This is a genomic window from Actinacidiphila acidipaludis (assembly GCF_019890725.1).
GTDB lineage: Bacteria > Actinomycetota > Actinomycetes > Streptomycetales > Streptomycetaceae > Actinacidiphila > Actinacidiphila acidipaludis.
Window position 1 is genome coordinate 1 of the sequence record NZ_JAINZZ010000085.1, and the last position, 24,608, is coordinate 24,608.

At 72.9% G+C, this 24,608-nt stretch carries 31 protein-coding genes and 3 pseudogenes; 13 read left to right on the forward strand and 21 right to left on the reverse strand.

Annotation, left to right across the window (positions count from 1 at the left end):
* A pseudogene (locus K7862_RS34615) lies at positions 1-185 on the reverse strand (hypothetical protein); the annotation flags it as partial.
* Positions 186-372: 187 nt separating this feature from the next.
* On the opposite strand from K7862_RS34615, the gene K7862_RS34620 reads away from it, so the two are divergent.
* The 3 genes from K7862_RS34620 to K7862_RS34630 all read left to right on the forward strand — a co-directional run bounded on the left by K7862_RS34620 (position 373) and on the right by K7862_RS34630 (position 2,858).
* Positions 373-1,269, forward strand: coding sequence for a MurR/RpiR family transcriptional regulator (locus K7862_RS34620; protein ID WP_222969292.1), 897 nt, complete (start codon positions 373-375; stop codon positions 1,267-1,269).
* A gap of 125 nt (positions 1,270-1,394) precedes the next feature.
* Positions 1,395-2,216, forward strand: coding sequence for a hypothetical protein (locus K7862_RS34625; protein WP_262414260.1), 822 nt, complete (start codon positions 1,395-1,397; stop codon positions 2,214-2,216).
* A 162-nt stretch (positions 2,217-2,378) separates the two neighbouring features.
* A complete protein-coding gene (locus K7862_RS34630; RefSeq protein ID WP_262414261.1) occupies positions 2,379-2,858 on the forward strand; it encodes a DUF6328 family protein in 480 nt (159 codons plus the stop codon).
* A 29-nt stretch (positions 2,859-2,887) separates the two neighbouring features.
* Here K7862_RS34630 and K7862_RS38355 read toward each other — a convergent pair whose 3' ends face one another.
* From K7862_RS38355 to K7862_RS34665, 7 genes are all read right to left on the reverse strand, one after another.
* Positions 2,888-3,526, reverse strand: a complete 639-nt coding sequence (locus K7862_RS38355; RefSeq protein WP_222969296.1) for a DUF3887 domain-containing protein — start codon at positions 3,524-3,526, stop codon at positions 2,888-2,890.
* 83 nt (positions 3,527-3,609) lie between these two features.
* Complete coding sequence (locus K7862_RS34640; protein ID WP_222969298.1) at positions 3,610-4,509, reverse strand: arginase family protein; 900 nt, start codon at positions 4,507-4,509, stop codon at positions 3,610-3,612.
* A gap of 301 nt (positions 4,510-4,810) precedes the next feature.
* Complete coding sequence (locus K7862_RS34645; RefSeq protein WP_222969337.1) at positions 4,811-5,296, reverse strand: gluconokinase; 486 nt, start codon at positions 5,294-5,296, stop codon at positions 4,811-4,813.
* Between the two features lie 105 nt (positions 5,297-5,401).
* A complete protein-coding gene (locus K7862_RS34650) occupies positions 5,402-6,361 on the reverse strand; it encodes a cyclase family protein (protein WP_372461724.1) in 960 nt (319 codons plus the stop codon).
* Positions 6,358-8,184, reverse strand: a complete 1,827-nt coding sequence (locus K7862_RS34655; RefSeq protein WP_222969300.1) for a glycoside hydrolase family 15 protein — start codon at positions 8,182-8,184, stop codon at positions 6,358-6,360. The genes K7862_RS34650 and K7862_RS34655 overlap by 4 nt, the downstream gene beginning before the upstream one ends.
* A gap of 142 nt (positions 8,185-8,326) precedes the next feature.
* Positions 8,327-8,674 (reverse strand): VOC family protein, encoded by a 348-nt coding sequence (locus K7862_RS34660; RefSeq protein WP_222969302.1) that lies wholly within the window; start codon positions 8,672-8,674, stop codon positions 8,327-8,329.
* A gap of 95 nt (positions 8,675-8,769) precedes the next feature.
* A complete protein-coding gene (locus K7862_RS34665; protein ID WP_222969304.1) occupies positions 8,770-9,669 on the reverse strand; it encodes an SDR family oxidoreductase in 900 nt (299 codons plus the stop codon).
* An 88-nt stretch (positions 9,670-9,757) separates the two neighbouring features.
* Between K7862_RS34665 and K7862_RS34670 the strand changes: the two genes are divergently transcribed.
* On the forward strand, positions 9,758-10,315 hold the full coding sequence (locus K7862_RS34670) for a TetR family transcriptional regulator (RefSeq protein WP_222969306.1): 558 nt from the start codon (positions 9,758-9,760) through the stop codon (positions 10,313-10,315).
* Positions 10,316-10,333: 18 nt separating this feature from the next.
* Here the strand turns inward: K7862_RS34670 and K7862_RS34675 are convergent, their stop codons facing one another.
* The 8 genes from K7862_RS34675 to K7862_RS34710 are packed head-to-tail and all read right to left on the reverse strand — an operon-like array spanning position 10,334 to position 15,221.
* On the reverse strand, positions 10,334-10,678 hold the full coding sequence (locus K7862_RS34675) for a hypothetical protein (protein ID WP_222969308.1): 345 nt from the start codon (positions 10,676-10,678) through the stop codon (positions 10,334-10,336).
* Between the two features lie 51 nt (positions 10,679-10,729).
* The gene (locus K7862_RS34680) at positions 10,730-12,583 is read right to left on the reverse strand and encodes a complex I subunit 5 family protein (protein ID WP_308012350.1); all 1,854 of its coding nucleotides are present in this window, start codon (positions 12,581-12,583) and stop codon (positions 10,730-10,732) included.
* 13 nt (positions 12,584-12,596) lie between these two features.
* Positions 12,597-12,941: a sodium:proton antiporter gene (locus tag K7862_RS34685; RefSeq protein WP_222969310.1), complete on the reverse strand. Its 345-nt coding sequence runs from the start codon at positions 12,939-12,941 to the stop codon at positions 12,597-12,599.
* Positions 12,938-13,714: an MnhB domain-containing protein gene (locus K7862_RS34690; RefSeq protein WP_222969312.1), complete on the reverse strand. Its 777-nt coding sequence runs from the start codon at positions 13,712-13,714 to the stop codon at positions 12,938-12,940. The genes K7862_RS34685 and K7862_RS34690 overlap by 4 nt, the downstream gene beginning before the upstream one ends.
* Positions 13,711-14,061: a Na(+)/H(+) antiporter subunit B gene (locus K7862_RS34695; RefSeq protein WP_372461725.1), complete on the reverse strand. Its 351-nt coding sequence runs from the start codon at positions 14,059-14,061 to the stop codon at positions 13,711-13,713. The genes K7862_RS34690 and K7862_RS34695 overlap by 4 nt, the downstream gene beginning before the upstream one ends.
* Positions 14,058-14,381, reverse strand: coding sequence for a monovalent cation/H(+) antiporter subunit G (locus K7862_RS34700; RefSeq protein WP_222969314.1), 324 nt, complete (start codon positions 14,379-14,381; stop codon positions 14,058-14,060). The genes K7862_RS34695 and K7862_RS34700 overlap by 4 nt, the downstream gene beginning before the upstream one ends.
* A gap of 1 nt (position 14,382) precedes the next feature.
* Positions 14,383-14,688 (reverse strand): monovalent cation/H+ antiporter complex subunit F, encoded by a 306-nt coding sequence (locus K7862_RS34705; protein ID WP_222969316.1) that lies wholly within the window; start codon positions 14,686-14,688, stop codon positions 14,383-14,385.
* The gene (locus K7862_RS34710) at positions 14,685-15,221 is read right to left on the reverse strand and encodes a Na+/H+ antiporter subunit E (protein WP_222969318.1); all 537 of its coding nucleotides are present in this window, start codon (positions 15,219-15,221) and stop codon (positions 14,685-14,687) included. The genes K7862_RS34705 and K7862_RS34710 overlap by 4 nt, the downstream gene beginning before the upstream one ends.
* A 264-nt stretch (positions 15,222-15,485) precedes the next feature.
* On the opposite strand from K7862_RS34710, the gene K7862_RS34715 reads away from it, so the two are divergent.
* The 5 genes from K7862_RS34715 to K7862_RS34735 all read left to right on the forward strand — a co-directional run bounded on the left by K7862_RS34715 (position 15,486) and on the right by K7862_RS34735 (position 17,848).
* On the forward strand, positions 15,486-15,728 hold the full coding sequence (locus K7862_RS34715; protein WP_222969320.1) for a DUF8129 domain-containing protein: 243 nt from the start codon (positions 15,486-15,488) through the stop codon (positions 15,726-15,728).
* A 136-nt stretch (positions 15,729-15,864) separates the two neighbouring features.
* Positions 15,865-16,134 carry a DUF6480 family protein gene (locus K7862_RS34720; protein WP_222969321.1) on the forward strand — a complete coding sequence of 90 codons (270 nt, stop codon included), beginning with the start codon at positions 15,865-15,867 and terminating at the stop codon, positions 16,132-16,134.
* Between the two features lie 97 nt (positions 16,135-16,231).
* Positions 16,232-16,846, forward strand: coding sequence for a glyoxalase (locus tag K7862_RS34725; RefSeq protein ID WP_222969323.1), 615 nt, complete (start codon positions 16,232-16,234; stop codon positions 16,844-16,846).
* A gap of 34 nt (positions 16,847-16,880) precedes the next feature.
* Complete coding sequence (locus tag K7862_RS34730) at positions 16,881-17,432, forward strand: helix-turn-helix domain-containing protein (RefSeq protein WP_308012348.1); 552 nt, start codon at positions 16,881-16,883, stop codon at positions 17,430-17,432.
* Between the two features lie 5 nt (positions 17,433-17,437).
* Positions 17,438-17,848, forward strand: a complete 411-nt coding sequence (locus tag K7862_RS34735) for a VOC family protein (protein ID WP_222969325.1) — start codon at positions 17,438-17,440, stop codon at positions 17,846-17,848.
* A gap of 10 nt (positions 17,849-17,858) precedes the next feature.
* Here the strand turns inward: K7862_RS34735 and K7862_RS34740 are convergent, their stop codons facing one another.
* Positions 17,859-18,581 (reverse strand): Type 1 glutamine amidotransferase-like domain-containing protein, encoded by a 723-nt coding sequence (locus K7862_RS34740; protein ID WP_308012349.1) that lies wholly within the window; start codon positions 18,579-18,581, stop codon positions 17,859-17,861.
* 194 nt (positions 18,582-18,775) lie between these two features.
* Here K7862_RS34740 and K7862_RS34745 point away from each other — a divergent pair, with 194 nt between their 5' ends.
* Both K7862_RS34745 and K7862_RS34750 read left to right on the forward strand, forming a co-directional pair.
* The gene (locus K7862_RS34745) at positions 18,776-19,201 is read left to right on the forward strand and encodes a CBS domain-containing protein (protein ID WP_222969327.1); all 426 of its coding nucleotides are present in this window, start codon (positions 18,776-18,778) and stop codon (positions 19,199-19,201) included.
* A 398-nt stretch (positions 19,202-19,599) separates the two neighbouring features.
* Entirely contained in the window at positions 19,600-20,253 is a 654-nt protein-coding gene (locus K7862_RS34750; protein WP_222969329.1) for a hypothetical protein, read from the forward strand.
* Here K7862_RS34750 and K7862_RS34755 read toward each other — a convergent pair.
* A complete protein-coding gene (locus K7862_RS34755) occupies positions 20,211-20,450 on the reverse strand; it encodes a DUF6191 domain-containing protein (protein WP_222969330.1) in 240 nt (79 codons plus the stop codon). The genes K7862_RS34750 and K7862_RS34755 overlap by 43 nt on opposite strands.
* A 46-nt stretch (positions 20,451-20,496) precedes the next feature.
* Positions 20,497-20,610 (reverse strand): annotated as a pseudogene (locus K7862_RS38560) (effector-associated constant component EACC1); the annotation flags it as partial.
* Between the two features lie 641 nt (positions 20,611-21,251).
* Here K7862_RS38560 and K7862_RS34765 point away from each other — a divergent pair.
* Positions 21,252-22,235, forward strand: a pseudogene (locus K7862_RS34765) (DUF4185 domain-containing protein); the annotation flags it as partial.
* A 305-nt stretch (positions 22,236-22,540) separates the two neighbouring features.
* Here the strand turns inward: K7862_RS34765 and K7862_RS34770 are convergent.
* The gene (locus K7862_RS34770) at positions 22,541-23,275 is read right to left on the reverse strand and encodes a class I SAM-dependent methyltransferase (RefSeq protein WP_222969332.1); all 735 of its coding nucleotides are present in this window, start codon (positions 23,273-23,275) and stop codon (positions 22,541-22,543) included.
* A 147-nt stretch (positions 23,276-23,422) separates the two neighbouring features.
* Here K7862_RS34770 and K7862_RS34775 point away from each other — a divergent pair, with 147 nt between their 5' ends.
* Entirely contained in the window at positions 23,423-24,274 is an 852-nt protein-coding gene (locus K7862_RS34775) for an alpha/beta fold hydrolase (protein ID WP_222969334.1), read from the forward strand.
* A gap of 79 nt (positions 24,275-24,353) precedes the next feature.
* Here K7862_RS34775 and K7862_RS38060 read toward each other — a convergent pair whose 3' ends face one another.
* Entirely contained in the window at positions 24,354-24,476 is a 123-nt protein-coding gene (locus K7862_RS38060; RefSeq protein WP_262414262.1) for a hypothetical protein, read from the reverse strand.
* Positions 24,477-24,608 lie beyond the last annotated feature (132 nt).

A 24,608-nucleotide genomic window follows, 5' to 3' on the forward strand; every position in this document is an offset into this window, starting at 1 on the left:
GGGATCAGCGCCGGAGTCGCGGCCGCCGCCGTCGACGCGCCGGTGACGTCGTCGGCCGCGGCGGGTCCGGCGAGCGCGGCCGCGGTCATCCCGGCACACATCAGCAGTGCGGCCGTCGCGGTGGTGAGTCTGCCGAACGCGCGTCCTGCGGGACGAGGGCGCGTGGGGTCCTCGTGGGATGTCATGGGTGTGCACTCCAGGTTCGAAGGGTGGGTGGTGCTGCCCGATCACCGTCCGGAGAAAAATTATTCTTCGCGGGGAGGACTGTGCCCCTTCCCGTCGCATGCGTCAATGGCATGCGCACAACGTTGACACTCCTCAGGGGAGCCATGAAGAATAATTGTTTGCTTCCGCCTTCGAGAGGGTCCCCCCATGCGCACTGCCGCCGAGCTCTCCGACGACGGGGTCGTCGAACGCATCCGCGCGCTGCTGCCCGGACTTCCCGAGGCCCAGCGCGCCACCGCCGCACTGATCCTCGACGATCCCGCCGCCGTCGCCCGGATGACCATCCTCGATCTCGCGGACGCCTGCCGGGTCTCCACCGGCAGCATCACCCGCTTCTGCCGGACGCTCGGCCTCCCCGGATACTCCGCGCTGCGCATCGCGCTCGCGGCCGACACCGGGCGCAGCGAGCGTGAGACCTGGCAGGCCAACATGGGCCGGCAGATCTCGGAGAACGACGAGCTCGGCCAGGTGGCCGAGGCCATCTCGGCCGCGGTCCGGCACTCGGTCGGCGAGACGCTGTCCCGGCTCGACCTGTCGGCCGTCGAGGCGGCGGCCACCGCGATCGCCCGGGCGCGCCGGGTCGAGGTGTGCGGCATGGGCGGAAGCGCGGGAATGGGCGCGGAGTTCCAGCACCGCATCTTCCGCATAGGGGTTCCGGCCTGGTCGTGGAGCGACACGCAGGTGGCGCTCACCGGCGCGGCCCTGCTCGGCCCGCACGACGTGATGCTCGCGATCTCGCACAGCGGCCGCACCCGCGAGGTGATCGACCTCGCGGCCGAGGCGGCGTCCCGCGGCGCGACCACCGTGGCGCTCACCAACGACCTCGAGTCGCCGCTGGCGCGCCGCGTCGATCTCGTGCTGGCCAGCAGCGTGCGGCACGACGCCCCCGGCCACAACTCCATCCTGAGCCGCCACGCCCAGATGGCGGTGCTCGACCTGCTGTACATCGCCATCGCCCAGCGCACCTATGACCAGAGCACGGAGGCGATGGCCGCGACCACCGAGGCCGTCAGCCCCTACAAGCAGCCGCCGCCCGCCGGTTGAACCACCGCAGGTCCGGGCTCCCGTTCTCGGGGCCGCGCCCCTGACGAGCCGTCAGGGGCGTCTCAGGGGCAGGGGAGGGAGGTTCCCGAGGCCCGGCCGGGCGGGGCAGCGCCAGGCTGAGGTCCATGACCACCACCGCTGACACGCACCGTTCCCCCGCCGCCCGCCGCGGCACGGCCGCGCTCACCGTCACCGCCCTCACCACGGCCCTGGTCACCACGGCGGCCCTGAGCGCAGCGGCCGCCGCGCCCGCGCACGCCGCGTCCGGGTCGGCGTCCACCCTGTCCGCGGCCGCGCAGAGCCCCTCCGCGTCCGCGGACACGTTCCGCGACTGCCCGGCCCTTCCCGCCGGGGTCGACCCGTCGCAGTGGAGGTGCGAAGCCCTCACCGCCACCGGTTCGCTGACGCTCGGCAGCCGGACGGTTCCCGCTCTGGCGCCGATGACGATCACCCACGCCGAGGGTCCGCTCGCCGACGGGGGCGACGGCCAGGTCTGGGGGGCGATGCGCAGCGGGCCCGGCCCGGTGCCGGGCGGCCTCCTCGGCATCCCCGGGACCGCGGACCGGAACCCGTGGACGTCGCTGTCCCTGATGCCGGAGTACGGCGGCCGTTCCGACTTCTACTCCACCGGCAACAGCCTCGGCCTGTTGACGCTGCGCTTCCGCGTGCTGAGTCCGCTGCTCCCCCGCACCTGCGTCATCGGCCGCGACAACCCCGTCGAACTCCGCCTCCAGCGCGTCGGCGGCTCCCAGTGGGTCTCACAGGATCCACCGGTCATCGACTTCGACGCGCGGGACGACGCCTTCGCCGTCCCTGCCGCCACCGGCTGCGGACCGCTGGGGCCGCTCGTCGACGCCCACCTCGGCGTGCCCGCGGCCACCGGCAACAGCATCGCCCTGTCCGCGTCCTACACCTTCGCGACCTACGACCGGCTGCCCGTCGGCTGACGCCCCGCCCGTCCGCTGCACCGCCGGACCACCCGGATGACCCCGCCACGGCGTCTCCGTTCCGGGTGGTCCGGCACCGTACGCTCGGCACCGGGCGTTCGGTGACCGGAGGCGCGTACGTGCCGCATGCGTGCAGGGCGGACGGCAGGGAAGGACCGCATCATGGCGAATCCCGAAGTCGGCGGCGGCCGTGACGAGACGCCGGAGGAACGGGCGGACCGGCGCTGGGGCGACCTGCTCCAGGAACTGCGGGTCACCCAGACCGGCGTGCAGATTCTCTTCGGCTTCCTGCTCACCGTGGTCTTCCAGCAGCGCTTCAGCCAGCTCTCCCCCACCGACCGCCATCTGTACGTGGTCACCGTGGCGCTCGGCGCCGCGACCACCGGCTCACTGGTCGGCCCGGTGGCCATGCACAGGCTGCTGACGGGACAGCGGCTGAAGCCGGAAACCGTTGTCTGGGCCTCACGGCTGACCGTGCTCGGGCTCTTCCTGCTGCTGTGCACCATGACCTGCTCGCTGCTGCTGGTGCTCCGCGTCGTGACGAGCGACGCGACCAGCGCCTGGATCGTCGGCCTGATGGTGGTCTGGTTCGTGCTGTGCTGGCTGGTCTTCCCGCTGTGGGTCCGCAGGCGCGGCGACTGAGCGACGCCCGTCCCGCGGGCACTTACTCCTCAGGGGGTCTCGGGCGCGAGGATCAGGACGCCGGCGACCTTCTCGTCGGTGTCGAACGCGACCCGGGCCTTCATGTCCCCGGCCTCGTACCGCAGGGGGATGTCGACGACGGTGTGGTCGCCGATCCGCCGGACGAAGGGCTCGGCGTCGGCGAAGCCCTCGAACGCACCGACGAGGCCGGTGACCGCGGCCAGGCCGTCGCCCCGCACCTCGTCGGTGAATTTCGCGCGCACCTCGTCGTTGAACGACGGCCGGACGTCGTCCATGCGGTCCTCGAGCACGGCCGAGACGACGGCGAGCGCGCGTTCCGCCGCGTCGGCCATCCGTACGGTCTTGTCCATGGGTTCCCCCGTCCTGGGGTCGATGGGTTTGCCGAACCGCTGGAAGGCGGCCTGGCGGCTGACGCCGAGCAGGTCCCCGATCTCCTGCCAGGTGTGGCCGGCGTCCCGCGACTGCTGGACGCACAGCTTCAGCACCTGCTCCGCCGCGCCGTCGAGATCCCGGGCGCGCCGCACGAGGTCGAGGTACGGCTGCGGCGCGAGCGGACTGCCCAGGGTCTCCGCCAGGGCGGAGGCCTGCCGGGCGAGCGAGGCGGCCAGAGCCGCCAGGGACGGTGACGAGGGCAAGGAGTCAGCCACACGTCAAGGATGCCTTGACAGCCGGATTGCGTCAAGGATTCCTTGACAGCATCGGCGGCCGGCCCGCGTGACGGCTGGTCCCGTCAGTGGTGCACGAGCGCGGAGACGAGGAGTTCGGCGAGCAGCGCCGCACCCGTGCCGTCGGGGTCGAGATCCGGGTCGTAGATGGTGAGGTTGAGTCCGACGCACCGCTCCGACCTGACCAGCGTCCGCAGCAGTGAGGCGAGTTCGCCCGGCATGAGGCCGCCGTCGTCGGGGCTGTCCACGGCGGGCATCACGGAGGGGTCCAGGACGTCGGCGTCCAGATGCACCCAGAAGCCCGCGAGCTCCGGCGACTCCAGCGTGCGCAGCGCGGCGCCGGCGGCCTGCTCGGCGCCCTCCGCCCGGATCTCCCCCACCGTCGCGCTCGCGATGCCGCAGGCCGTGAGTTCGTCGCGCTCGGTGTCGTAGTCGCGGATGCCGAGAACCCGGACGTCGCTCTCCCGCAGGTACGGCCGCAGCCCCTCGATGTCCGTGAGGTCGGCCTGCCCCCGGCCGGTCGCGAGGGCGAGCTCCTCTCCCCCGGCGGCGCCGACATGCGGGGAGTTGCCCGGGTGGCGGAAGTCCGCGGAGCCGTCGATCACGGCGATGCCGTACCGGCCGGCGCGGCGCAGGGCGAGCGAGGCGCCCAGCTGGATGGAACAGTCGCCGCCGAGGACCACGGGGAACTCCCCCGCCCGCACGTGCGTCTCGATCCGGTCGGCGAGCCTGCGGGTGTAGCCCGCGATGGCCGCGGCGTTGAACACGCCGTCGCCCGGCTTCCAGTTCCCGCGGTCGTAGCGGGGCGGCACCACGACGCCGCCCTCCTCCGCGCCCAGCCGGGCCCGCAGCCGCTGGTCCCGCAGCGCGCCGGCCAGCTTGTAGCAGCCGGGGACCACCCCTTCGGCGGGCGGCCGGAGTCCGAGGTTCGACGGGGCGTCCATCAGTACGAGGCGTCGGCGCATCGGCTCATTATGCAGGGCTTCCACTCGCCATGGGTCCAGCATCCGGGACATTTCGTCCACATCTCGGGACGCTGCCCTGCGGAGCCCCGGCGCTCGTGCGACGGTGAGAGCGGACCGGTGATCGCCGGCGCCCGTCCGTCCCGCCACTCCCGAGGGAGGCCCAGCATGATGGCACTGGCAACGATCGGCTTCATTCTCGGCGTCATGGCCTTCACGATCGGCCTCCTCCTCTTCCTCATGGGCGGGCCCACCTACCGCAAGAACTGAGAGCCGCGCCACCCCGCGAGCGGGCATTCCGGGGTCAGCGCAGCGGCTCCACCGCCGCCGCCGCGGTGGCGACGATCGCCTGCGGGCCCACCGTCGCGTCCACGGTCATACCCGGTTCGTCGGACCGCAGCGGTTCGAGCGCGTCGTACTGGGAGTTCACCAGGTCCGACGGCATGAAGTGGCCGGCGCGGCCGGCCACCCGCCGGCCGGCGGCGGCTCGGTCGACCACCAGGTACAGGAACCACACACCCGCGCCCGCGCGCCGGAACCGGTCCCGGTAGGCCCGTTTGAGGGCCGAGCACGCCATCACGCCACCATGCCCCGAGCCGCTCGCGTCCGCGATCCAGTCGGCCAGCGCCCGCAGCCAGGGGTCGCGGTCGGCGTCGTCGAGCGGCCGACCGGCGGCCATCTTGGCGCGGTTGGCGGCCGGGTGGACGTCGTCGGCCTCCACGAACGGGAGCATGAGCCGCTGGGCGAGCAGCCGTCCCACCGTGGACTTTCCCGAGCCGGAGACGCCCATGACCACGACCACGAGCGGCCCTGCTGCCGCGTCCGCCGAGGGCACCGGACTCACCGGGCCCGCCGGACGCGCCGCACCGGCCGGGCCGCGTTCATCCGGCGCCCCTCACAGCACTGCCACGGGATTGACCGGCGAGCCCGTGCCGCCCGGCAGCCGCAGCGGCGCGACCACGCACAGGAACGACCAGCGCCGCTGCTCCTCGCAGAGCGGCACGAGGTCCTCGAACTGCAGGTAGTCCAGGAGATGCAGGCCCATCGCGTGGATCGCCAGGACGTGCACCGGCCAGCCGACCCCTTCCGCGAGGCTCGGCGCGGTGTCGCTGTTGGAGTCGCAGCCCAGCAACGCGACCCGGCGCTCGGCGAGGAACTCCAGAGCGGTGGGATGCAGTCCCGCGTGGGACCGGGCGGTGTCCCACGCGCCCAGTTCCGCCCGGCGCCTGCGGTGGCCCACCCGCACGAAGAGCAGATCCCCCTCGGTCACCCGCACCTGCTGCGACTCCTCCGCCGCGCGCAGTTCGTCACCGGTGACGTGGTCGCCCGGTTCGATCCACGGCACGCCGCGCAGCCGCGGGATGTCCAGCAGCACGCCGCGGCCGGTGATCCCGTCACGTACGATCTCGACGCTGAGTGCGGTGGCCGCCTCGGACGTGACCGTGCTCGCCCGGACACCGCCGTGCAGGGTGCCGTTCCAGATGATGTGGGTGAGGGCGTCGAGGTGGCTGTTCGCGTCGCCGTGCACGTTCATGGCGAGACGGTCGGTCACGAAGTGCAGGCCCTCGGCGCTGTCGAGGACGGCGGGCGTGTCCTCGATGTCCGGACCGAGCATGGTGTGCCGGGCCGGTTCCGGGTCGTCCGGGGCCACGGTGAACTCGACGGGCGCGGCCAGTGAGACCCCGCGGCCCAGCCGCACTTCGCGGGCGGCGGCCACGACCTTGTCGGGGGTGAGGGCCGCCAGCGCGCCGCGGGGGCCCGCCGCCCAGGCCGTGCGGCCGGCCAGTTCCTCGTGGAGTGCCGCGAACTCCTCGACGCTCAGCAGGGGTTGGGCTCCCGCGCCGGAGGAGGTCACCGTCGCCGCCCCTGCTCGGCGTCGAGCGCGTCGTCCAGGGTCGTCGCGGCCATGATCAGCGCGAGGTGGGTGAACGCCTGGGGGAAGTTGCCGAGTTGCTCTCCACTCGGTCCGATCTCCTCGGCGAACAAGCCGACATGGTTGGCATAGGTGAGCATCTTCTCAAAGGTATACCGGGCCTGTCCCAGACGTCCGGCCCGCGCGAGGGCGTCGACGTACAGGAAGGTGCACAGGCTGAAGGTGCCCTCGGAGCCGCGCAGTCCGTCGGGCGAGGCCGCCGGGTCGTACCGGTAGACGAGGCTGTCGGAAACGAGCTTGCCGTCCATGGCGTCGAGCGTGGACAGCCACATGGGGTCCTGGGGGCCGACGAAGCCGACCCTCGGCATGAGCAGCAGCGAGGCGTCCAGGACCTCGTCGCCGTAGTGCTGGACGAAGGCGTTCTGCTTCTCGCTCCAGCCGCGTTCCATGACCTGCTCGAAGATGGCGTCCCGTGCCGCGCGCCACTTCTCCACCGGTGCGGGCCGGCGGAAGGTGTCGGCGAGGCTCAGCGCGTGGTCGAACGCGGCCCAGCACATCACGCGGCTGTAGGTGAAGTCCTTGCGGCCGCCGCGGGTCTCCCAGATGCCCTCGTCCGGCTGGTCCCAGTGGTCGGCCAGCCAGTCCAGCGCGGTGCAGAACGTCCGCCAGGCGCGGTAGGTCGCCTGCCGGCCGATCTCGCGCCCCTGCGACAGCGCGTAGACGCCCTCCCCGTAGATGTCGAGCTGGAGCTGGTCGGCGGCGCCGTTGCCGACGCGGACGGGCGCGGAGCCGCGGTAGCCCTCGAAGTGGTCCAGGGTCTCCTCAGCCAGGTCGGGACTGCCGTCGACGCGGTACATGATCTGCAGCGGCGCGTCGCCCGTGCCCTCGCGCTCCACCATCCGGGCCACCAGCCAGTGGATGAAGGCGGTGGCCTCGTCGGCGAAGCCGAGGTCGAGCATGGCCCGCACCGACAGCGAGCCGTCGCGGATCCAGGTGAAGCGGTAGTCCCAGTTGCGCTCGCCGCCCACCTGCTCGGGCAGGCCCGTGGTCGCCGCCGCCACCAGGGCGCCGGTGGGCGCATAGGTGAGCAGCTTGAGGGTGATCACCGAACGGTGCACCAACTCGGGCCAGCGGCCCCGGTACTGGGACTGGCGCAGCCAGGTCTGCCAGAAGTCGACGATCCCGGCGAGCTCCTCCTCCACCGACTGCCGGGTCGGTGAGGGCGGCGGCGCGCCACCGGGTGCGCAGACGGCGAAGACGGCTCCGCCGGACTCACCCGCCTTCAGCCGTACCGTCCCGCGGACGTCGTTGCCGTCGCGCTCCAGCGGGAACGTGGTCTGCAGGTGCGCGTCCATGTCAGGGGCGTGGAAGCGGGCGTGGGCGCCGTCGGTCTCCAGTTCGTGCTCGGCACGGCCGTAGTCGAAGCGTGGGCGGCACTCCAGGGTGAACTCGACACTGCCGCGGACCGCCCGCACCACCCGGTACAGGGTGTGGCGGTCGGTGGCGGTGCCGGACCGGTCGGGCGTCATGAAGTCGATGACCTCGCCCACGCCGTCCGGGGACATGAACCGCGTGACCAGCACCGCGGTGTCCGGCAGGTAGAGCTGTTTGCAGACCTTGTCGGGCTGCTCGGGGGCGAGCAGGAAGTACCCTCCGCGGTCGTGGTCGAGCAACGCAGCGAAGACGCTGGGCGCATCGAACCGCGGGGCCGCGAACCAGTCGACGACGCCCTGGGACGACACCAGCGCGGCGCTCTGGAGGTCGCCGACCAGGCCGTGGTCGGCGATCGGAGGGTAGCGGTCCATGGCTGCTCCACGGTCTCGGGAGTGGCCCCCCGCCTCCCACTATCGGACCGGGCCGGGCCCCCCGCCACACGGTGTCGTCAGGCCCGCGGCAGGACCGCTTGCCGCCCTCGTCCTGCCTGGTTGCCCGTCCCGCCCGGCGCCCTCAGCGGTGCCCCAGCACGTTGACCACCCTCCCGCTGGGGTCCCGGACGAAGAACCGGCGGACGCCCCACTCCTCGTCCCGCAGCGGATGGAGGATCTCCGCCCCGGCATGGCGCATGGCGGCGTACGCGGCGTCCACGTCGTCGACCTCCACGCTCAGGTCGGGGACGACCGGCGCGGTCCGGTCGGAGGTCATCAGGCTGATCTGCGCGGTGGGGGCGGACGGCGAGGCCAGGGTCATGATCCAGCCGTGGTTCATGACCTCCTCGAAACCGAGCCGCCCGTAGAACGCGCGGCTCTCGTCCCACGCGCCGGACGCGATGTTCGGAACGACACGGCGAACGGTCATCACGGGCTCCCACGGGCCGGGACGGGCGGAAGGACGCTCCGATCCTGCCACGGCCCGGCCCGGTGTGGCCCGACCCCGGCCCGACCAGACCCCACTCACTCCGGCAGCGCGTACGCCCCGGCAGCGATGTCCTCCAGCAGCGTCGGGCCGGACGGCGTCCAGCCCAGCATCTCCCGGGTGCGGTCGCTGGTCGCCGTGACGTCCATGCCGAAGAACCGCCCGAGCCAGCCGAAGTGCTGATCGGCTTCCTCCGGGGCGACCGACGCCGTCGGCAGGCCGAGGTGCGCGCCGATCGCGGCGGCGATGTCGCGGGAGGGGATCCCGGTCTCGGCCACGGCGTGCACGCGCGAGCCCGCGGGTGCCTTCTCCAGCGCCAGCCGCACCATGCGCGCGGCGTCGGTTCGGTGCACGGCGGCCCAGCGCGTCGAGCCGTCGCCGATGTATCCGGCTACGCCGTGCTCCTGGGCGATCTGGGTCAGCCGGGCGGTGAACCCGTGGTCGCCCGTGCCGTGGACGGTCGGTGAGAAGCGCAGCGCCACGGGGCGCACGCCCCGGTCGGCGTAGGACAGGGCGAGGTTCTCGCTGCCGCCGCGCATCGAATCGACGCCGTGGAACGGCGACGGGTCCTCCTCGGTCAGCGGGCGGCCGGTGACGCCGGAGGCCAGCCCGGAGGCCAGCAGGAACGGGCGGTCGCTGCCTTCCAGGACGTCGAGCATGGCCCGTACGGCGGTGTGCTCGCTGCGCCCGGCGCCGGCGTAGTCGGTGAAGTCGTGCTTGAACGCGAGGTGGATGACGCCGTCGGAGGCGGCGGCCGCGGCGGCGAGGCCGTCGGCGTCGTCGAGGCTGCCGCGGTGGGCGGTGGCGCCCTTGGCCTCGAGGGCGGCGGCCGCCTCGTCGGAGCGGGCGAGGCCGACGACCTTGTGGCCGCCGGACAGGAGTTCGTCGGTGACGGCGGAGCCGATCCAGCCGGAGGCACCGGTGACGAAGACGCGCATGGCAGGGGTCCTTCCCTGACGATGACAGTGACTGACATCAACAACGGTAGCACTCGATGTCGGTCACTGTCATCACTACACTGTTCGCATGGGACGCTGGGAGCCGGACGCGCGGGGCCGGATGATCAAGGCCGCGCTGGACCTCTTCGCCGAGCGGGGCTTCGAGCAGACGACCGCGGGCGACATCGCCGAGAGCGCCGGTGTCACCGAGCGCACCTTCTTCCGGCACTTCGCCGACAAGCGCGAGGTCCTCTTCGACGGCTCGGCCACCCTGGAGCGGACGGCCTGCGAGGCCATCCGGTCAGCGCCCGCCGGCCTCCCGCCGCTCGACGCCGCGCTGGCCGGCATGGCGGCGGGCGGCGACCTGCTGCAGGAGCGCCGGGAGCACGCCGTGCGCCGGTCGCTGATCGTCGCGGCGACCCCGGCCCTGAAGGAGCGGGAACTGCTCAAGCTCGCCTCCATGACCGAGGCGACGACCGAGGCGCTGCGCGAGCGCGGCGCGCCGCAGCGCGACGCCGCGCTTGCCGCGCACAGCGCGGTGACGGTCTTCAGCGTCGCGTTCGTCCACTGGGTCTCGACTCCGGACGCGCCCGGCTTCGCCGCCTGCGTCGCCGAGACGGCGGCGGCGCTGCGCGCCTTGATGTGACGTCAGGGCGCGGTCGCCCTACTCCTCCGTGCCGTCGAACCGCCGTGCGAGCGACCGGTGATGCGCGGCGGCCTGGTCCGGCTGGGCGACGGTGATCGACGAGCCCGGGAAGCGGCCGAGGCGTTCCATCTCGTCCGCGAAGCGCAGGTGCTCGCGGTGCGCGTGCTCACGGCAGGGCAGGCAGGTGACGCGATCGGGGCGCGGGGACGTCATCGCGTAGGGCACCTGCCGACCGCAGCCGCTGGCCACGGTGCTCGGCAGGTCGGCGGCCAGACCGAAGGTGGACGCCATCAGGGCGCGAACCCTCGCGGCGCGGTTCACGACCTTGGACTCGACGTGGATGTGCGGATCGCTCCCGTCCATCTGCCCCTCCTGCCTCGGCGCGTGGCCGCCATTGTTGCAGGCGCTCCACGTTCACATCTGGGCGCCGACGGCGACCAGCAGCGCCGCCACCCCCACCGTCAGCCACATCACATAGTCGCCGAGCAGACCGGAGTGGAGGCGGCGCAGGGGCGTCACCAGGCGCCACTGGGTTCGCTCGGCGAGTTTCCGCAACTGCCGCGCGGTGCTGGCGCGTGAGGCCGGCCCCCAGACGGCGACGGCGGCCAGGGCGACCGCCAGAGCCGTCGACAGCAGGCCGAGCAGCACGCCCGGGGCGGTCCAGGCGGCCTCGGGAATCTCGGGCGACGGCGGTGCGGGGGTGGCCAGCACGCCGGCCAGGTACCCGGCTCGGTCGGTGAAGGCCGCCGCCCCCTTCGCGACGGCGTCCGCCACCGCCGGGACCACTCCCACGCACAGGCAGCCGGCCAGCAGCACCGTGGGCACCGCGGTCATGACGACGGGCACCTCCCGCTGCGGGTCGCGGAGTTCGGGCTCCTCGCCCTCGCCGCTGGTCTCCACATCCGTCTTGGTGACCCGCGGTTCCGGCCCCGCGCCGAAGAAGACGCGCAGTCCGGCGCGCAGGACGGCGCCGCCGGTGACCGCCGACACGACGACGTACAGCGCGGGCAGCCACGCATACTGCTCCCCCGCCGCGTGCTCCGCGACGGCCTTGCCCAGGGAGATGCCGAAGGGCGGCAGACCGGCGAGAGCCAGTCCGCCGGTCAGGAACAGCAGGCCGGTGCCGCGCAGTTCGCGGGCCCGTCCGTGCAGGGAGTGCTCGTCGACCGAGCCGTACCGGTCCAGCAGGATGCCCGCCAGGGCGAACAGTGCGGCCTTGGCCCCGGCGTGCCCGGCCACGTAGAGGGCGGTGCCGGCCGCTCCCTGCGAGCTGAGGAGCCCGAGGCCCAGCAGGAACAGGCCGGTGTGCCCGATGGTGGAGAAGGCGAGCAGCCGCTTGAGATGGCGCTGCTGCCAGCACATCACCGCGCCCGTGAGGGCGGTCAGGGCCCCCGCGGCGATCATGGTGTGCCGGAAGTCGTCGCCGGGAACGCCGTGGGGCCCCGAGAAGACCGTGGTGTAGACGCGGGCCGTGCCGTACACGCCGAGTTCCACCATCACGCCCGACAGCAGCATGCACACCGGCGTCGGCGCCACGGCGTGCGCGTCGGGCAGCCAGAAGTGGAAGGGCACGATCGCCGCCTTGACGAGCATGCTGGTGACGATGAGGACGAAGGCGGTGACGAGCAGGGCGTCGGCCTTGCGGCCGGCGAGTTCCGCGCCGATCTGGGCCATGCCGAGCTCGCCGGTCCTGGCGTAGACGAGTCCGATGCCCAGCAGCGAGGCGTACGCGGCCAGGGAGTTGACGATGCCGAAGGTCAGGGCGCCGTGCAGCGGGCGCGGGTCCTCGATCCGGTACCCGGTCAGCGCGTAGGCGACGACTCCCATCAGCTCGAAGAACACGAAGGCGTTGAACAGGTCGCCGGTGAGCGCGAATCCGCACATGCCCGCGTCGAACAGCAGGATCAGCGCCGGGAAGGCGCCCGGATGGTCGGCGGGCGGTTCGTCGAAGTACCGCCAGGAGTAGACGAGCGCGGCGAGCACCAGCAGGGCGGCGAGCAGGGCCAGCCCCATACCGAGCCGGTCGCCGACGAGGACGATGCCGACGCTGTGCCCGCGCGTGATGTGCCAGCCGCCGGACCACGAGACGATGCGCCCGTGGCCCGCGTGCAGCCAGGCGGGCGTCACCATGACGACGGCGAGGAGCGCGAAGGCGCAGGCCACCGCGTCGTTGGCGGTCCGGGGCAGCGCCCGCCCGCCGACGACGAGCAGGGCGGCGCCGATGAGGGGTGCTGCGACGGTGAGCGGCAGCAGGTCCACCGTTCGGATCACGGCCGGCTCGTCACCCCTTCAGCCCGGTGAGCGCCTCGGGGTCGAGCGTTCCGTAGCGTTTGCGGATCTGGATCACGAGACTGAGCAGCAACGCGGTCACCGTCGCGCCGACCACGACGTCGGTCAGCACCAGGGCCTGGACCACGGGGTCGACGACGGAGGTGCCGACCGGCACGTCGGCGAAGACGGGTGCGGTGGCGCCCTTGCGGAAACCGACGCCGAGCAGCAGGACGTACGTCGAGGACTGGGCGACGGCGAGACAGCCGACGGCGTGGACGAGGTTGCGGCTGGTGACCATGCCGTAGACGCCCACGAGGAAGATCCAGCCGGCGGCGAGGAAGGGCAGCAGGGTCACGATGCCTCCGGTGACGGGTGTGTCCGCCGGCCCTTGCCGCCGTCCGGGGGGGACTCGATCTCGACGGCCTGGTCCAGGAACTGGGCGAGCAGCACCACGACGCCCGACGCGACCTCCACGCCGACGGCGGCGTTGATGAGCGGTACCAGACCGCCGGACGTGAGCTGGTTGAAGGTGCCGAGCGGCAGGACGTTCTGCAGGTAGGCGGCGCCGACGATCAGGCCGGCCAGCCCGAGGGCGCTGAACGCGCCGGCGGCGGCCGCGTCGACGGCGCCGATCACCGCGACCGGCCGCACCCGGCGCAGCACCCGGTAGTCGGCGGCCACATACGCGAGGTGCAGGCCGGTGGCCAGCACCACGCCGCCCTGGAACCCGCCGCCCGGGCTGAGTTGACCGTGGCCGATGACGTAGACGCCGACCAGCAGCGTGACCGGGAGCAGTCCCGCGCCCAGCAGCAGGGTGGTCGGCAGGACGCGGCCGGGAACGGGGTCCTGCCGGTTCTCGTCGCGTGCCCGGCGCAGCAGCACCACCGATCCGAGCACGGCCCCGAAGAGGATGGACTCCTCGCCCAGGGTGTCGATGGCCCGCTGGTCGAAGTTGACGGACGACACGACATTGGCGGTGCGCCGTTGGATCGAGGCGCCGATGGCGCGGCTGCCGTACGGGTGCCTGCTGGTGCCGAACGCGGGCAGCCCGGTACAGGCCGCGGTGAAGGCGGCCGCGAAGACGGCGGCCGCGATCAGGAAGAGCACGTTCCGCGCGCGCCTGTTCATCGCCCTCCCCCTCGGCGGGCCGTGCCGGCGCCGCGGTCGCCGCGCGCATCACCTTTGCCGCGGGCACCGCCGTCGCCCGAGGCCTCGCCGCGACCGCTTCTGCGGACCTTCCGCACGGTGAGCAGGATGAGCAGCGGCGTGAACGCGGTGCCGACGGCGAGTTGGGACAGGGCGACGTCCGGGGCCTGCACGGCGAGGAACAGCAGAGCCAGACACAGGCCCAGGCCCGAGAGGACGGCGGCCTGCCGGACCGGGTCGCGGGTCAGCGCCGCAGCCGTCGCCGCGGCCGTGACCAGCACCAGGGTCACCACCACCAGCGCGTCGACACCGCCGGAGATCCCGCTCACGCCGGAGGCTCGCTCTCGGCGCCCGAAGCACCTTCCTCAAGCGTGCTCTCCACGATCGTGCGGCCGATGGCGATGCCGACGACAGGGCTGGAGGCGGCCGCGAGCGCCGCGATCACCAGGAACTTGACGGCCGAGCGTCCCGGGCCGGTGTCGACCGCCAGCGCCAGGCACAGCAGCGGCAGCCCCAGCGAGGTGGCGGGCGCCAGCGCGTGCAGGCGCTGGTACGGGCCGGGCAGGACGAGCAGCGCGACGGCGGAGAGCAGCAGCATGGCCAGACCGCCGAACAGCAGGGCCAGGACCACCGCGTGACGGGCCTCCATCTCAACTCCCTTCCGTGCGGCCTCGACCGGCCGGTGCGTTTCCGGCCCGCGGGCGCCCGGCGCCGGCCAGGCACCGGCAGAACACCAGCGTCCCGGCCGGTGAAAGCACCGCCAGGACCAGCGCCACGTCCACGTACGACGTGCGCTCGACACCGCGGGCGATGAGCAGGCTCGCGGCGATGGCGACCGCGCTGCCGAGCGTGATGCCGAGCAGTCGCTGTGCGGGATCGCCCCGGCAGGCCCGCCACAGGCAGGGACCCATCCCGGCCGCGAGCAGGACGGAGGCGGAGATCAGCCAGGCGTTCACGACAGCCGCCTGCCCGGCAGCGCGCGTTCCACCCGGGAGATCTCGGGACCGAGCACATGCAGCGTCAACTCCGTGCCGCCGCGCGGCTCCTGGCCGGGACCGAGGTCCCGGATGTCGATGACGCACGCGCCGGGACTCGCGGACAGCAGCGCCGCGGTGAGAGCCGCGCTCGCGCCGGGTTCCAGACCGAGCCGCACGATCCGGCCGCTGTCCCCGGCACCGCGCAGTTCCCGGACCACGGCGGCGGTGAGCGTGCCGATCTCCCGCAGCAGAGTGAGGGGAAACGCCGCGACGGCCCCCAGCAGGGCGCGCACTCCGCCGACGCGGGGCTCTTCGACCCGCCGGAGCGCCTCGGCGGCGACCGCCCCCAGCAGGGCGCCTCCCGCGCCGAGCACCAGCTCCGCCGCTGTGACGGACGAGATGAGCATGAGGTAGAGGACGAAGAGGCACGCCCACCAGGCGAGCAGGCTCACTGCCGTCGCCAGTCCGCGTTGCATCGCCGTCGCCGCCCCTCCGTGGACCAGGTCCGCCATGGACCAGGCAACCGGTATACCGGCAGCGCTCCGCCGGATCCCGGTGCCGGAGCGGACACGCCAGACCGGACCACTCCTATGCCAGCGGAGGCGGGGCGCCTCCGCCGGTCGCTTGCCCCGCACGTCGTTCTTCACACGAATCGCCCGGCGGCCACGGGCGGGCAGCAGCCGGGCACCAGGGCGTCCGACGGGCGGAGGCACGCGGCCTGGTGTTTGGGTGCCCACCGCTCGGGCACGCGTGGGTGGAGTTTCGAGGTGATCTCAGTGGAACAGTTTCCCGGCGACATCGGGCTCCCGTACAAGGGCGACCTCCCGATACCGGACTACGACCATCTGCCGCGCTACGGCATCGAGTCGCGCGTCCCCTCCCTGACCAGCGACGACGTGCAGATCCTGCTGCGTTACGAGAGCGAGCACCGCAATCGCACACCGGTGCTGCGGCTGCTCACGCTGCGAGCACGGGAGATACGGATCCACGGTCACCCCGCTCCCACGGGCGGCGGCTAGCTGCGCCGTCTCCGCTCCGCGGGTCCGGACCGGCTGGGGGCGGCGGTCGCTGCGAGCAGTGCGGAGCCGCTGAGTGGACACTGGAAGAGTGCCCGAAGCCGGCGCACCGCCGGCCCGCGACCGATCGGAGGACGGCATGCGTCTCGCGCCTTCCCCGTCCGGTGCCCAGCACCGGACCACACCGTGGAACAACCACCTGCCGGACGAGGGACTGGAGGTCCCCGAGGACAGCCTCCAGGGCGCCGGCCACTCACCGCCCGCCGAATCGGGCGTGACCGCGCTGGACGCCCCTGAGCGTGAGGCGCTCAGGATCGGCTGGGGCTGGGCCCCGGTGACGATCATCCTGGTCGTCGTGGCGATCTTCCTCGCCGGCGCGATCGGCATGGTCGTCGAGCTGTCGCTCTGATCCGCGCGCTCCTCCGGCCCGGGCCGCCCCTCGGCCGTCCGGGACCGGTCAGGATTCGAGAAGCCTTGACGGTGGGGTCCTGACTAGCGTTTCTGCCATGACCTCCATTGAATCCGTCATCCTCGGCGTGGCCGACACCGCGGCCGCCGAAACCTTCTACAAGTCCGCCTTCGGGCTGGACACGCAGGTGCGCCTGCGGGACGCCGACGAGCCGTCGTCCGGCTTCCGCGGCTACACCCTGTCACTCACGGTCGCGCAGCCGGCCACCGTGCGCGGGTTCGTCGACGCGGCCCTCGACGCCGGCGCGACCTCGCTCAAGCCGGTGTCCAAGTCGCTGTGGGGCTACGGCGGCGTCGTCCAGGCCCCCGACGGCGCGATCTGGAAGGTCGCCACCTCCGCCAAGAAGGACACCGGCCCGGACACCCGCGAGTTCGAGCAGATGGTGCTGCTGCTGGGCGTCGAGGACGTGGCGGCCACCAAGAAGTTCTACGTCGAGCGCGGCCTGGCCGTCGGAAAGAGCTTCGGCAGCAAGTACGTCGAGTTCGCGCTGCCGTCGAGCCGGATCACGCTGGGGCTGTACAAGCGGAAGGCGCTCGCCAAGGACGCCGGCGTGGCCCCCGAGGGCGGCGGCTCGCACCGCATCACCATCCGCGGTGACGCGGGGACCTTCACCGACCCGGACGGGTTCGCGTGGGAACAGGCCACGGGCTGAGCACCGGCGTCCCGACGACGAAGGGAGTGCTCACGTGTGCCAGCCCGCGCTGATGCGCGCGCTCGTCTTCGCCCAGCGCCTGAAGGACCTCGCGGTGCTGCGCCGCGTCCGCGACCGGATCGACCGGGAGTACGCGGCACCGCTGGACGTCGAGGCGCTGGCCCGCGGCGTGAACATGGCGGCCGCGCAGCTCAGCCGCCAGTTTCGGCTGGCGTTCGGTACGTCGCCGCACACCTACCTGACGGCCCGGCGCGTCGAACGGGCGATGACGATCCTGCACCGGACGGACCGGACGGACCTCGGCGTCGACGAGGTCCGGGGCATGGTCGGCTGGACGACGCCGGAGACGTTCGGTACGCGGTTCGCCGAGGTGGTGGGAGTGGCGCCCGACGCGTGCGGCGGGGAGGCGGGTCGGCACGGGACGGCGACCGCGGCGGCCGGGCCGGTGCAGACGGCTGCCGTCGCCGGCGACGCGGCTGCCGCACCTGCGGCCGCATCCCCGACGGCGCCCTCGTCCGTCGCGGGGCAGCGGACCACGCCGGTCAGAAACAAAGAAGCGCCGGCCGGCGAGCCGCAGCTAGCGTGACAGCCATGGACATCACCATTCATGCGAGCGTGCTCCCGCACGACGACCCGGACGCCTCCATGGCGTTCTACCGCGACGCCCTCGGCTTCGAGGTCCGCAGCGACGTCGGGACCGGGAAGATGCGCTGGATCACCGTCGGGCCGCCGGGCCAGCCGAGCACCTCGCTGCTGCTGGCCCCGCCGGCCGCCGACCCCGGCGTCACCGAGGAAGAGCGGCGGACCGTCGCCGAGATGATGGCCAAGGGCACGTACGGCTGGATCCTGCTGGCGGCGCAGGACCTGGACGGCACCTTCGCCAAGGTGCGGGCCACGGACGCCGAGGTGGTCCAGGAACCGACCGACCAGCCGTACGGCATCCGGGACTGCGCGTTCCGCGACCCGGCGGGCAATCTGGTCCGAATCCAGCAGCTTCCCTGACCGCGGCCGCTCACCCCTCGCCGGGGAGCATGCGGCACGCCACCGGGGTCTCGCGGGTCCCGCCCTGGCCGTCCGGTTCGACGCGGTGGACGGCGGCTCCGGGACGCCGGCTCACCGCCTCGGCCGGTTCGCCGTTCTCGAAGAGCAGCGCGGCACCGTCCTCCACGGCCCAGCCGCCGGGAAGTCTCCCGGCGGCGACGGCCGCCTGGTAGGACGGGCGGCGCCCGGGCTCGCTGTCGTAGTGGGGGCAGACCGACCCGGGCAGGATGCCCAGCCCGTCCGGCAGGTGGGTGAGCGGTCCGAAGGAGTCGGTGTGCGACGCCTCGGCCCAGCAGTTGGCACCCGCGCTCACACCGCACAGCAGCGTGCCGCGTTCGTACGCCTCCCGCAGGATCCGGTCGACGCCGTGCGTCCGCCACACAGCGAGCAGATTGGCCGTGTTGCCGCCGCCCACGTACACGACGTCCTGGGCGAGCAGGAGCTCCCGCAGTTCCTCGTCGTCGTGCTCGCGCCGGAACAAGGGGAGCACCGCGGCCTCGCAGTCACGTGGCCCGAACGCCTCCATGAACCGTTCGACGTAGCCCTCGGCGTCGCCGCTCGCCGTCGGCAGGAAGCACACCCGGGGCCTCGCCCGGCGGGCCCGGGCCAGCACCCAATCGTCGAGCACCCCGTCCTCGTCCATCGAGAAGCCGCCTCCGAGAAGCGCGACACGCCGAACCGGACCGTCGACCACGGTCAGCTCCCTTCGAGAACGGGTGCGGGCGGGGCAGGTGGGCCGAACGATGCCGGGAGCGGCGGCCGGGCGCAACGGGGATTCCCCGGGGCACGGGCGGGTGGGCCGGGTGTTTGCCCGGGCACGGCAGGGGCAGGCGTGGGGCGCACACAGCGGACTCGGGGCTCTCCGCGTGCTCGGATGAGGGAGGTCCCATGACACGGCAGGTACGCGACGTCATGTCGGCCGGGGTGGCCGCGGTGGAACCGATGACGCCTCTGGCCACGGCGGCGAAGCTCATGCGCGAGAACGACATCGGCGAGGTGTTGGTCGCCTACGACTGCGACCTCTTCGGTGTGCTCACCGACCGGGACATCGTGGTCCGCGCGGTGGCGCTGGGGCTCGACCCCGACGGGGCGACGGCCGGGAAGGTGTGCTCCCCCCCGCCCGTCGTCGCCCTGGAACCCGACGACACCACCGACCACGCCGCCGCCCTGATGCGGGAGCACGCCGTCCGCCGGCTGCCGGTGGTCGAGCACGGCGGGTGCCCGGTGGGGATGGTCAGCATCGGCGATCTCGCGGTGATGGACGAGCCGCGGTCCGCGCTGGCCGGGATCAGCGGGGCGTCACCCAACCGCTGAGTGTCGCGGAACGCGGCTCTGGTTGTCGCCCGGGCGGCGGGAAGGGCCCGGCTCCGCGGACGCGAAGGAGGGGCAACGGTCCGTGGAGCCGGGGGCGGTGCGGCGGGTCGGCTCGGGCGGGGCGGCGGGCTGCTCGGCGAGCGAGGAAACGATTCTGCGCAGGCAGCGGCGCCGTCGGCATGTCTGATCCTCCACCACCGGCGTCCCGACCGGACAACCCGGTTGTTCAGCGACCCTAGCCGCTGCCCGTGGTCAACATGTCCCGAACCGCGCCATTCGTCACGAGCATCGCGTGACGGGGCATCAGGCATGGGGCTTGGCCTGGGGCCTTCCGCCTTGGTGTGCCGGAGCGGGAAAACCGTGTCACTTCGGTCGCGGCCGTCGAGTAGCTTCTTCCGGTGAACGCGCATCTCGTCAATGACGCCCCTGAGGGCTTGTCCCGCCGCGCACGATCCTTCGTGGGCACGCACGGGGTCAAGGTCGAGGTGCGGGCTGTCGAGGAGTTCCGGCAGTGGTGGCTCGACCGTGACATCCCCGGTGCGGTCATCGACCGCATGGCGGCCTTCCAGGAGCGATGGGGCGGCCTGGTGTTGCCCCCTGCACCGCACTACGACGGTGGTCCCGGCTTCTTCAATCCGGACGCGCCCGAGACAGACGGCACCGGGTGGTCGTTCGAAGCCGGAATGCAGCGGACGGCGGTCCCCTTCGCCTTCATGATCGGGCCGTCCGGGGAGTTCGGCATTCACGGCGGCAGGTGGACCCCCCTTCACGCGTCCGTCGAGGGCTGGGTGGAATCCCTCGCGCTGGCCAACCACGCCTCGATGCGGGCCAAGCGGATCATGAAGCTCATCGGCGACGACGTGGACGGCCTCGCGCTCGAAGGCTTCGAGCCCGTCCACGAGGTGGCGGGCCTGGCGGACACCTGGTGGAGGGGCCCCGACTCCCTGGTGGCCGTCCATTCAGGCGAAGCCACGACACTGGACTTTCCCCGGGCCCGAACAGCGACGATCTACTCCGGCCTTGACGAATGGGGATTGCGGGGAGGGGGCTGAGACCCGTCCCGAGGCCCCTGGGCGGCATCGTCCGCTGTCGCACGCATCTGGACCGTGCCACTGTCGAGGTCTATCGGTCCGCGGTAGGGATCCCCCTGCCCCTCCTCGTCCCTGGTCCATTCGAGCCGGTTGCGCTCCTCCTCCCGGAAACGCGCGCTCGGCAGGAAGAGCTCTTCGAAGCCACCCAAGTTCCCCATGGACGGGAAACGGCCGCGGCGCCGGCGGTGTTCCTCTGACCTTGACGTCCGCCCGCCGGGTGCGCAGCCACGCGGCCAGCGACTGGGCCAGCGCGACACCGACGCCGCCGGAGCCGACGGCGACGGAGAGCGCGCCGAGTCCGCCGCCGAGTTCGGTCAGCCTGTTGGCCCGTCAGGTGGGCGGTCGGTGCAGTTCCGGCCCGAACAGGGGCAGCCTGGATTGCTGCCAACAGCCCCTGCTTCCAGCGGATTTCGCCGCCGACCTCATAGACGGCCGGCCGGAGGAGTCCCCGTTGCCAGAGCGGCTGACGTGGCGTGCGGCAACTCCGGTGACGCACACCCCTGTTCGGGGACGTGGGCCCCGCTCTATGGTGTGGCTCGGCGTGAAATCGATTTCGCACAGACCGCGCCAGGGCCTGCCCGCGGTCGAGTCCGCCCGCGCCCAGGCTCCTGCCCCACCCGAAAGCCGCATGCCGGGAGCCCCGCGCACCCGCACGCCTCAGCGCACCGCCCTAGCGAGGCCCGCACTGCCGCAACGCCCCCGCACTCCCCCAGTGCCGACCGGCCCGAGAGGCCCGACCCGCAGGAGTCGCCATGAGCTCATCACCAGTGCCCGAACCGGCCGGAGCGCCAGGTCCCGACGCCACGGCAGGCGCAGCACGCGCATCCCACGGCCGGTTCCCCGCCGTCATCGCCGGCCTGTTCGGCGCGGCGCTGGGCGGTTCGGGCCTCGTCGGCGGAACCCGAGCGGACGCGGCGACGCCGGGCACCGGCCCAGGCGCTGCCGTGGCCGCGGCGGCCATGCGGGCCGGCACCGGCGCCGTCACCCCGAACGTGATCACCGGCGCCAAGATCGCCAACCTCACCGGTCCGGCCGAGACCGGCCCCTTCGCCGCGCCCTGGACGGACCTCGGGATACCGGCCCGCTGTCCCGACGGCAGCCTCCTGTTCGTCTGCGGCGACACGTTCGACGGCTCCGGCGTCGGCGGTCCGGACTGGCGTGCTCCGGTCGGCCTGCGGTCGTCCAGCGGCAACCTGTCCTCGGTGCGGATCGACGGCGCCGTCGGCGGGTCGCACGCCGTGGGACTGGTACCCGAAGGACACGCGGGCGGCACCACCGCCATCCCCTCGGACGTCTTCACCGTCGGCAACACGATGTACATGCACCTCATGCGCGGTGTGATCTACCAGACCGACCACTCGGACTTCTGGAGGTCCACCGACAACGGCGAGACCTGGCAGTACCTGTGCCAGTGGCCCGGCAACCAGTACAACGGCCAGTTCCAGCAGAAGACCTACGCCGTGGCCGACGACGGCTACTGCTACGTGTTGTCGACCGCCTTCAACCGGGACGTCGTCTCCGGTCTGCTGCTGCACCGCGTGCCGCAGTCCCAACTGGGCACCCCCTCGGCCTACCAGCCCTGGGGGTACGCCAACGGCGCCTGGAACTGGGGCAACGCGCCCACCACCATCACCACCGCCCGGCGGTGGGGTGAGATCTGCTTCCGTGCACTGGGCGGGAAGTACGCCTTCACCTGGCTGAACATGGACGTGCTGTCGATGCGGGCGCAGATCTTCTCGCTGCCGACCTCGAACCTGTTCACGACGCCGGAGCAGACGATGATCGTGCCCACCACGCCGGGCCACGAGAGCGGCAACGCGGTCGCCAGCCCGTACGGCGGGTTCGTCTTCCCCGGCTCCAGCTTCGCCGACTTCCACATCGCGGTCAGCCAGTGGTACGACGACCAGGACTACCGGGTGATGCACTACCGCATCAACGGCCTCGACTCGGGCCCGGCCGCCCAGCCTGCGACGTACTGGGTCGGCACCTTCGCCGACGCGCCCGTCTACGCCTCGCCGACGAGCACCGTACGCACCGGCACACTGAACAAGGGCACCGGCTACGTCTACGGCAAGGTCTGGGGTCCCCAGGTGGGGAGCGGCACCAGCTACAACCACTGGTGGCTGAAGACCGATCCGGACGTCGGGCCGGCCGGCCAGTACGTCTCCGCCTACTACCTGTCGCGGTGGGGCAACGACGAGGCGAAGGACAACAACGGCGTGGACATCCCCGACCTGCCCGCCTGAGCTCAGGACTCGGGCCGGCGCGCCACGAAGACGAACTCCTTGCCCGGACGGTCGGGCGCGTCGCGCACGCCTTCCACGACGAAGCCCGCCGCGGCCAGGTCCTCGGCGACCTCCTCCCGTTCCCGGAACCGCAGGGTCGACTCGGAGGTGATCACCTCACCGTCCGCCACGAAGAGGTAGGTCGAACGGAAGGTGACCAGCGGCCCGTTCACGTCGGTCACCTCGTCCCAGGACTCGACAGGTCCCGTTCCGGGGATGTCCGTGACGGAGTGCGAGGCCGCCCGGTTCCACTCCTCCCAAGCGCGCCGGGCGGGGTCCCGGGTCTCGAAGACGACCCGGCCGCCCGACCGCAGCGCGTCGTGGACGCCGCCCAGGGTGGCCCGCCACTGTCCCTGATCAGTGATCTGCTGGGCCGCGTTGGCGGTCATGGTCACCAGGTCGACCCGCAGCGGCGGCAGGGTCGTCGCGTCCCCGCAGATCCAGCGCACCCGCTCGCCGCCCGGCTTGCCGCGGGCCACCTCGACGGACGCGGCCGCGGGATCGACGCCGACGACGTCGACACCGCGGCCGGCGAGTGCGAGCGCGAAGACCCCGGTCCCGCAGCCGAGGTCGAGGACGCGGCGCGCCGCGAACTCCTCCGTCGCCATGCGCAGATAGGCGTCCAGGTCGGATCGGTCGGGATCGAGCGGGTCATAGATCGCGGCGAGCCGGGGATGCCGGAAGCACTCGTCAGCCATGCCGCCCACGGTAGGCGACCCGTGCCCCGTTCCGGCTCGGAACGACGACGGCCGGTCCTCGCGACAGTGAGCTCGCGACACCGGACCCGCCGGCCGCGTCCGCCCGCTCCCGGGCGGCAGTATGGGACGGGGAGAGGAGATCGAGCGATGACCGAGCGCATGGTCGAGGTGGACGGCGTCGAGTTGTGCACGGAGTCCTTCGGTGATCCGGCCGATCCGCCGGTGCTGCTCGTCATGGGCATCGGGGCGTCGATGCTCTGGTGGGAGGACGGCTTCTGCCGGATGCTCGCCCGGGGCGGGCGTTTCGTGATCCGTTACGACCACCGCGACACGGGCCGGTCGGTGACGTACGAGCCGGGACGCCCCGGGTACACCGGCGCGGACCTCGTCGACGACGCGGCCCGCGTCCTGGACGGCTACCGGTTGCCCGCGGCACACGTCGCGGGGGTGTCCGCGGGCGGGGCGCTGGCCCAGCTGCTCGCCCTCCGGCATGCCGACCGCGTGCTGTCCCTCGTCCTCGTGAGCACGTCCGCAGCGGTGCCCGGCGACCGGGAACTCCCCCCGCCGACCGAGGAGTTCCTGCGGTTCGTCACCTCCGGCGGGGCCGAGCCGCCGGACACGGAGGCGGTCGTCGCGCATCGGGTCGCCTACGCGCGCATGCTCGCGGGCGGCAGGCGACCCTTCGACGAGGAGGCGGTGCGCGCCGTCATCCGCCGCGAGGCCGAGCGGGCGAGGAGCGTCGCCGCGGCCCGCAACCACGAGCTGCTGGCCGACGGAGACCGGCCCGCGGCTCCCCTGTCCTCGATCGCGGTGCCCACGCTGGTGATCCACGGCACGGCGGATCCGATGTTCCCCCTGCCTCACGGGCGCGATCTCGCGCGGCGCATCCCCGGCGCGCGGCTGCTGACGCTGACGGACGCCGGCCACGGGATCGAGCGCGCCGACTGGCCGGTGGTCGTCCCGGCCGTGCTCGGTCACCAGGCCGGGACGGGCGGCTGAGCGGGCGGGGGGCGGGGGCGGGGCGCGCCCCAGCGACGGTGAGGGGCGCCTCGGAGCCCTGGGCGCGCCCGGAAGGACCTCAGTCGGCCAGGACCCCGTGCAGGAGCAGGTCGATGAGCTTCGCGGCGAGGCCTGCCTCCCGCTCGGACTCCGCCATCAGGCTGACGCCGCCCAGCATCATCAGGACGTCGTGGGGGTCCACCCCCGGGCGGGTCGGCCCGCCGTCGAGCAGGAGGGCGACCGCGTCCGTGAGGTGGGCGCGGGTCTCCAGCCTGCACGCGGCGGACCAGCTGGCCCACGCCGCCCGCGCCCTCGCAGAGGATCACGCCCGGGC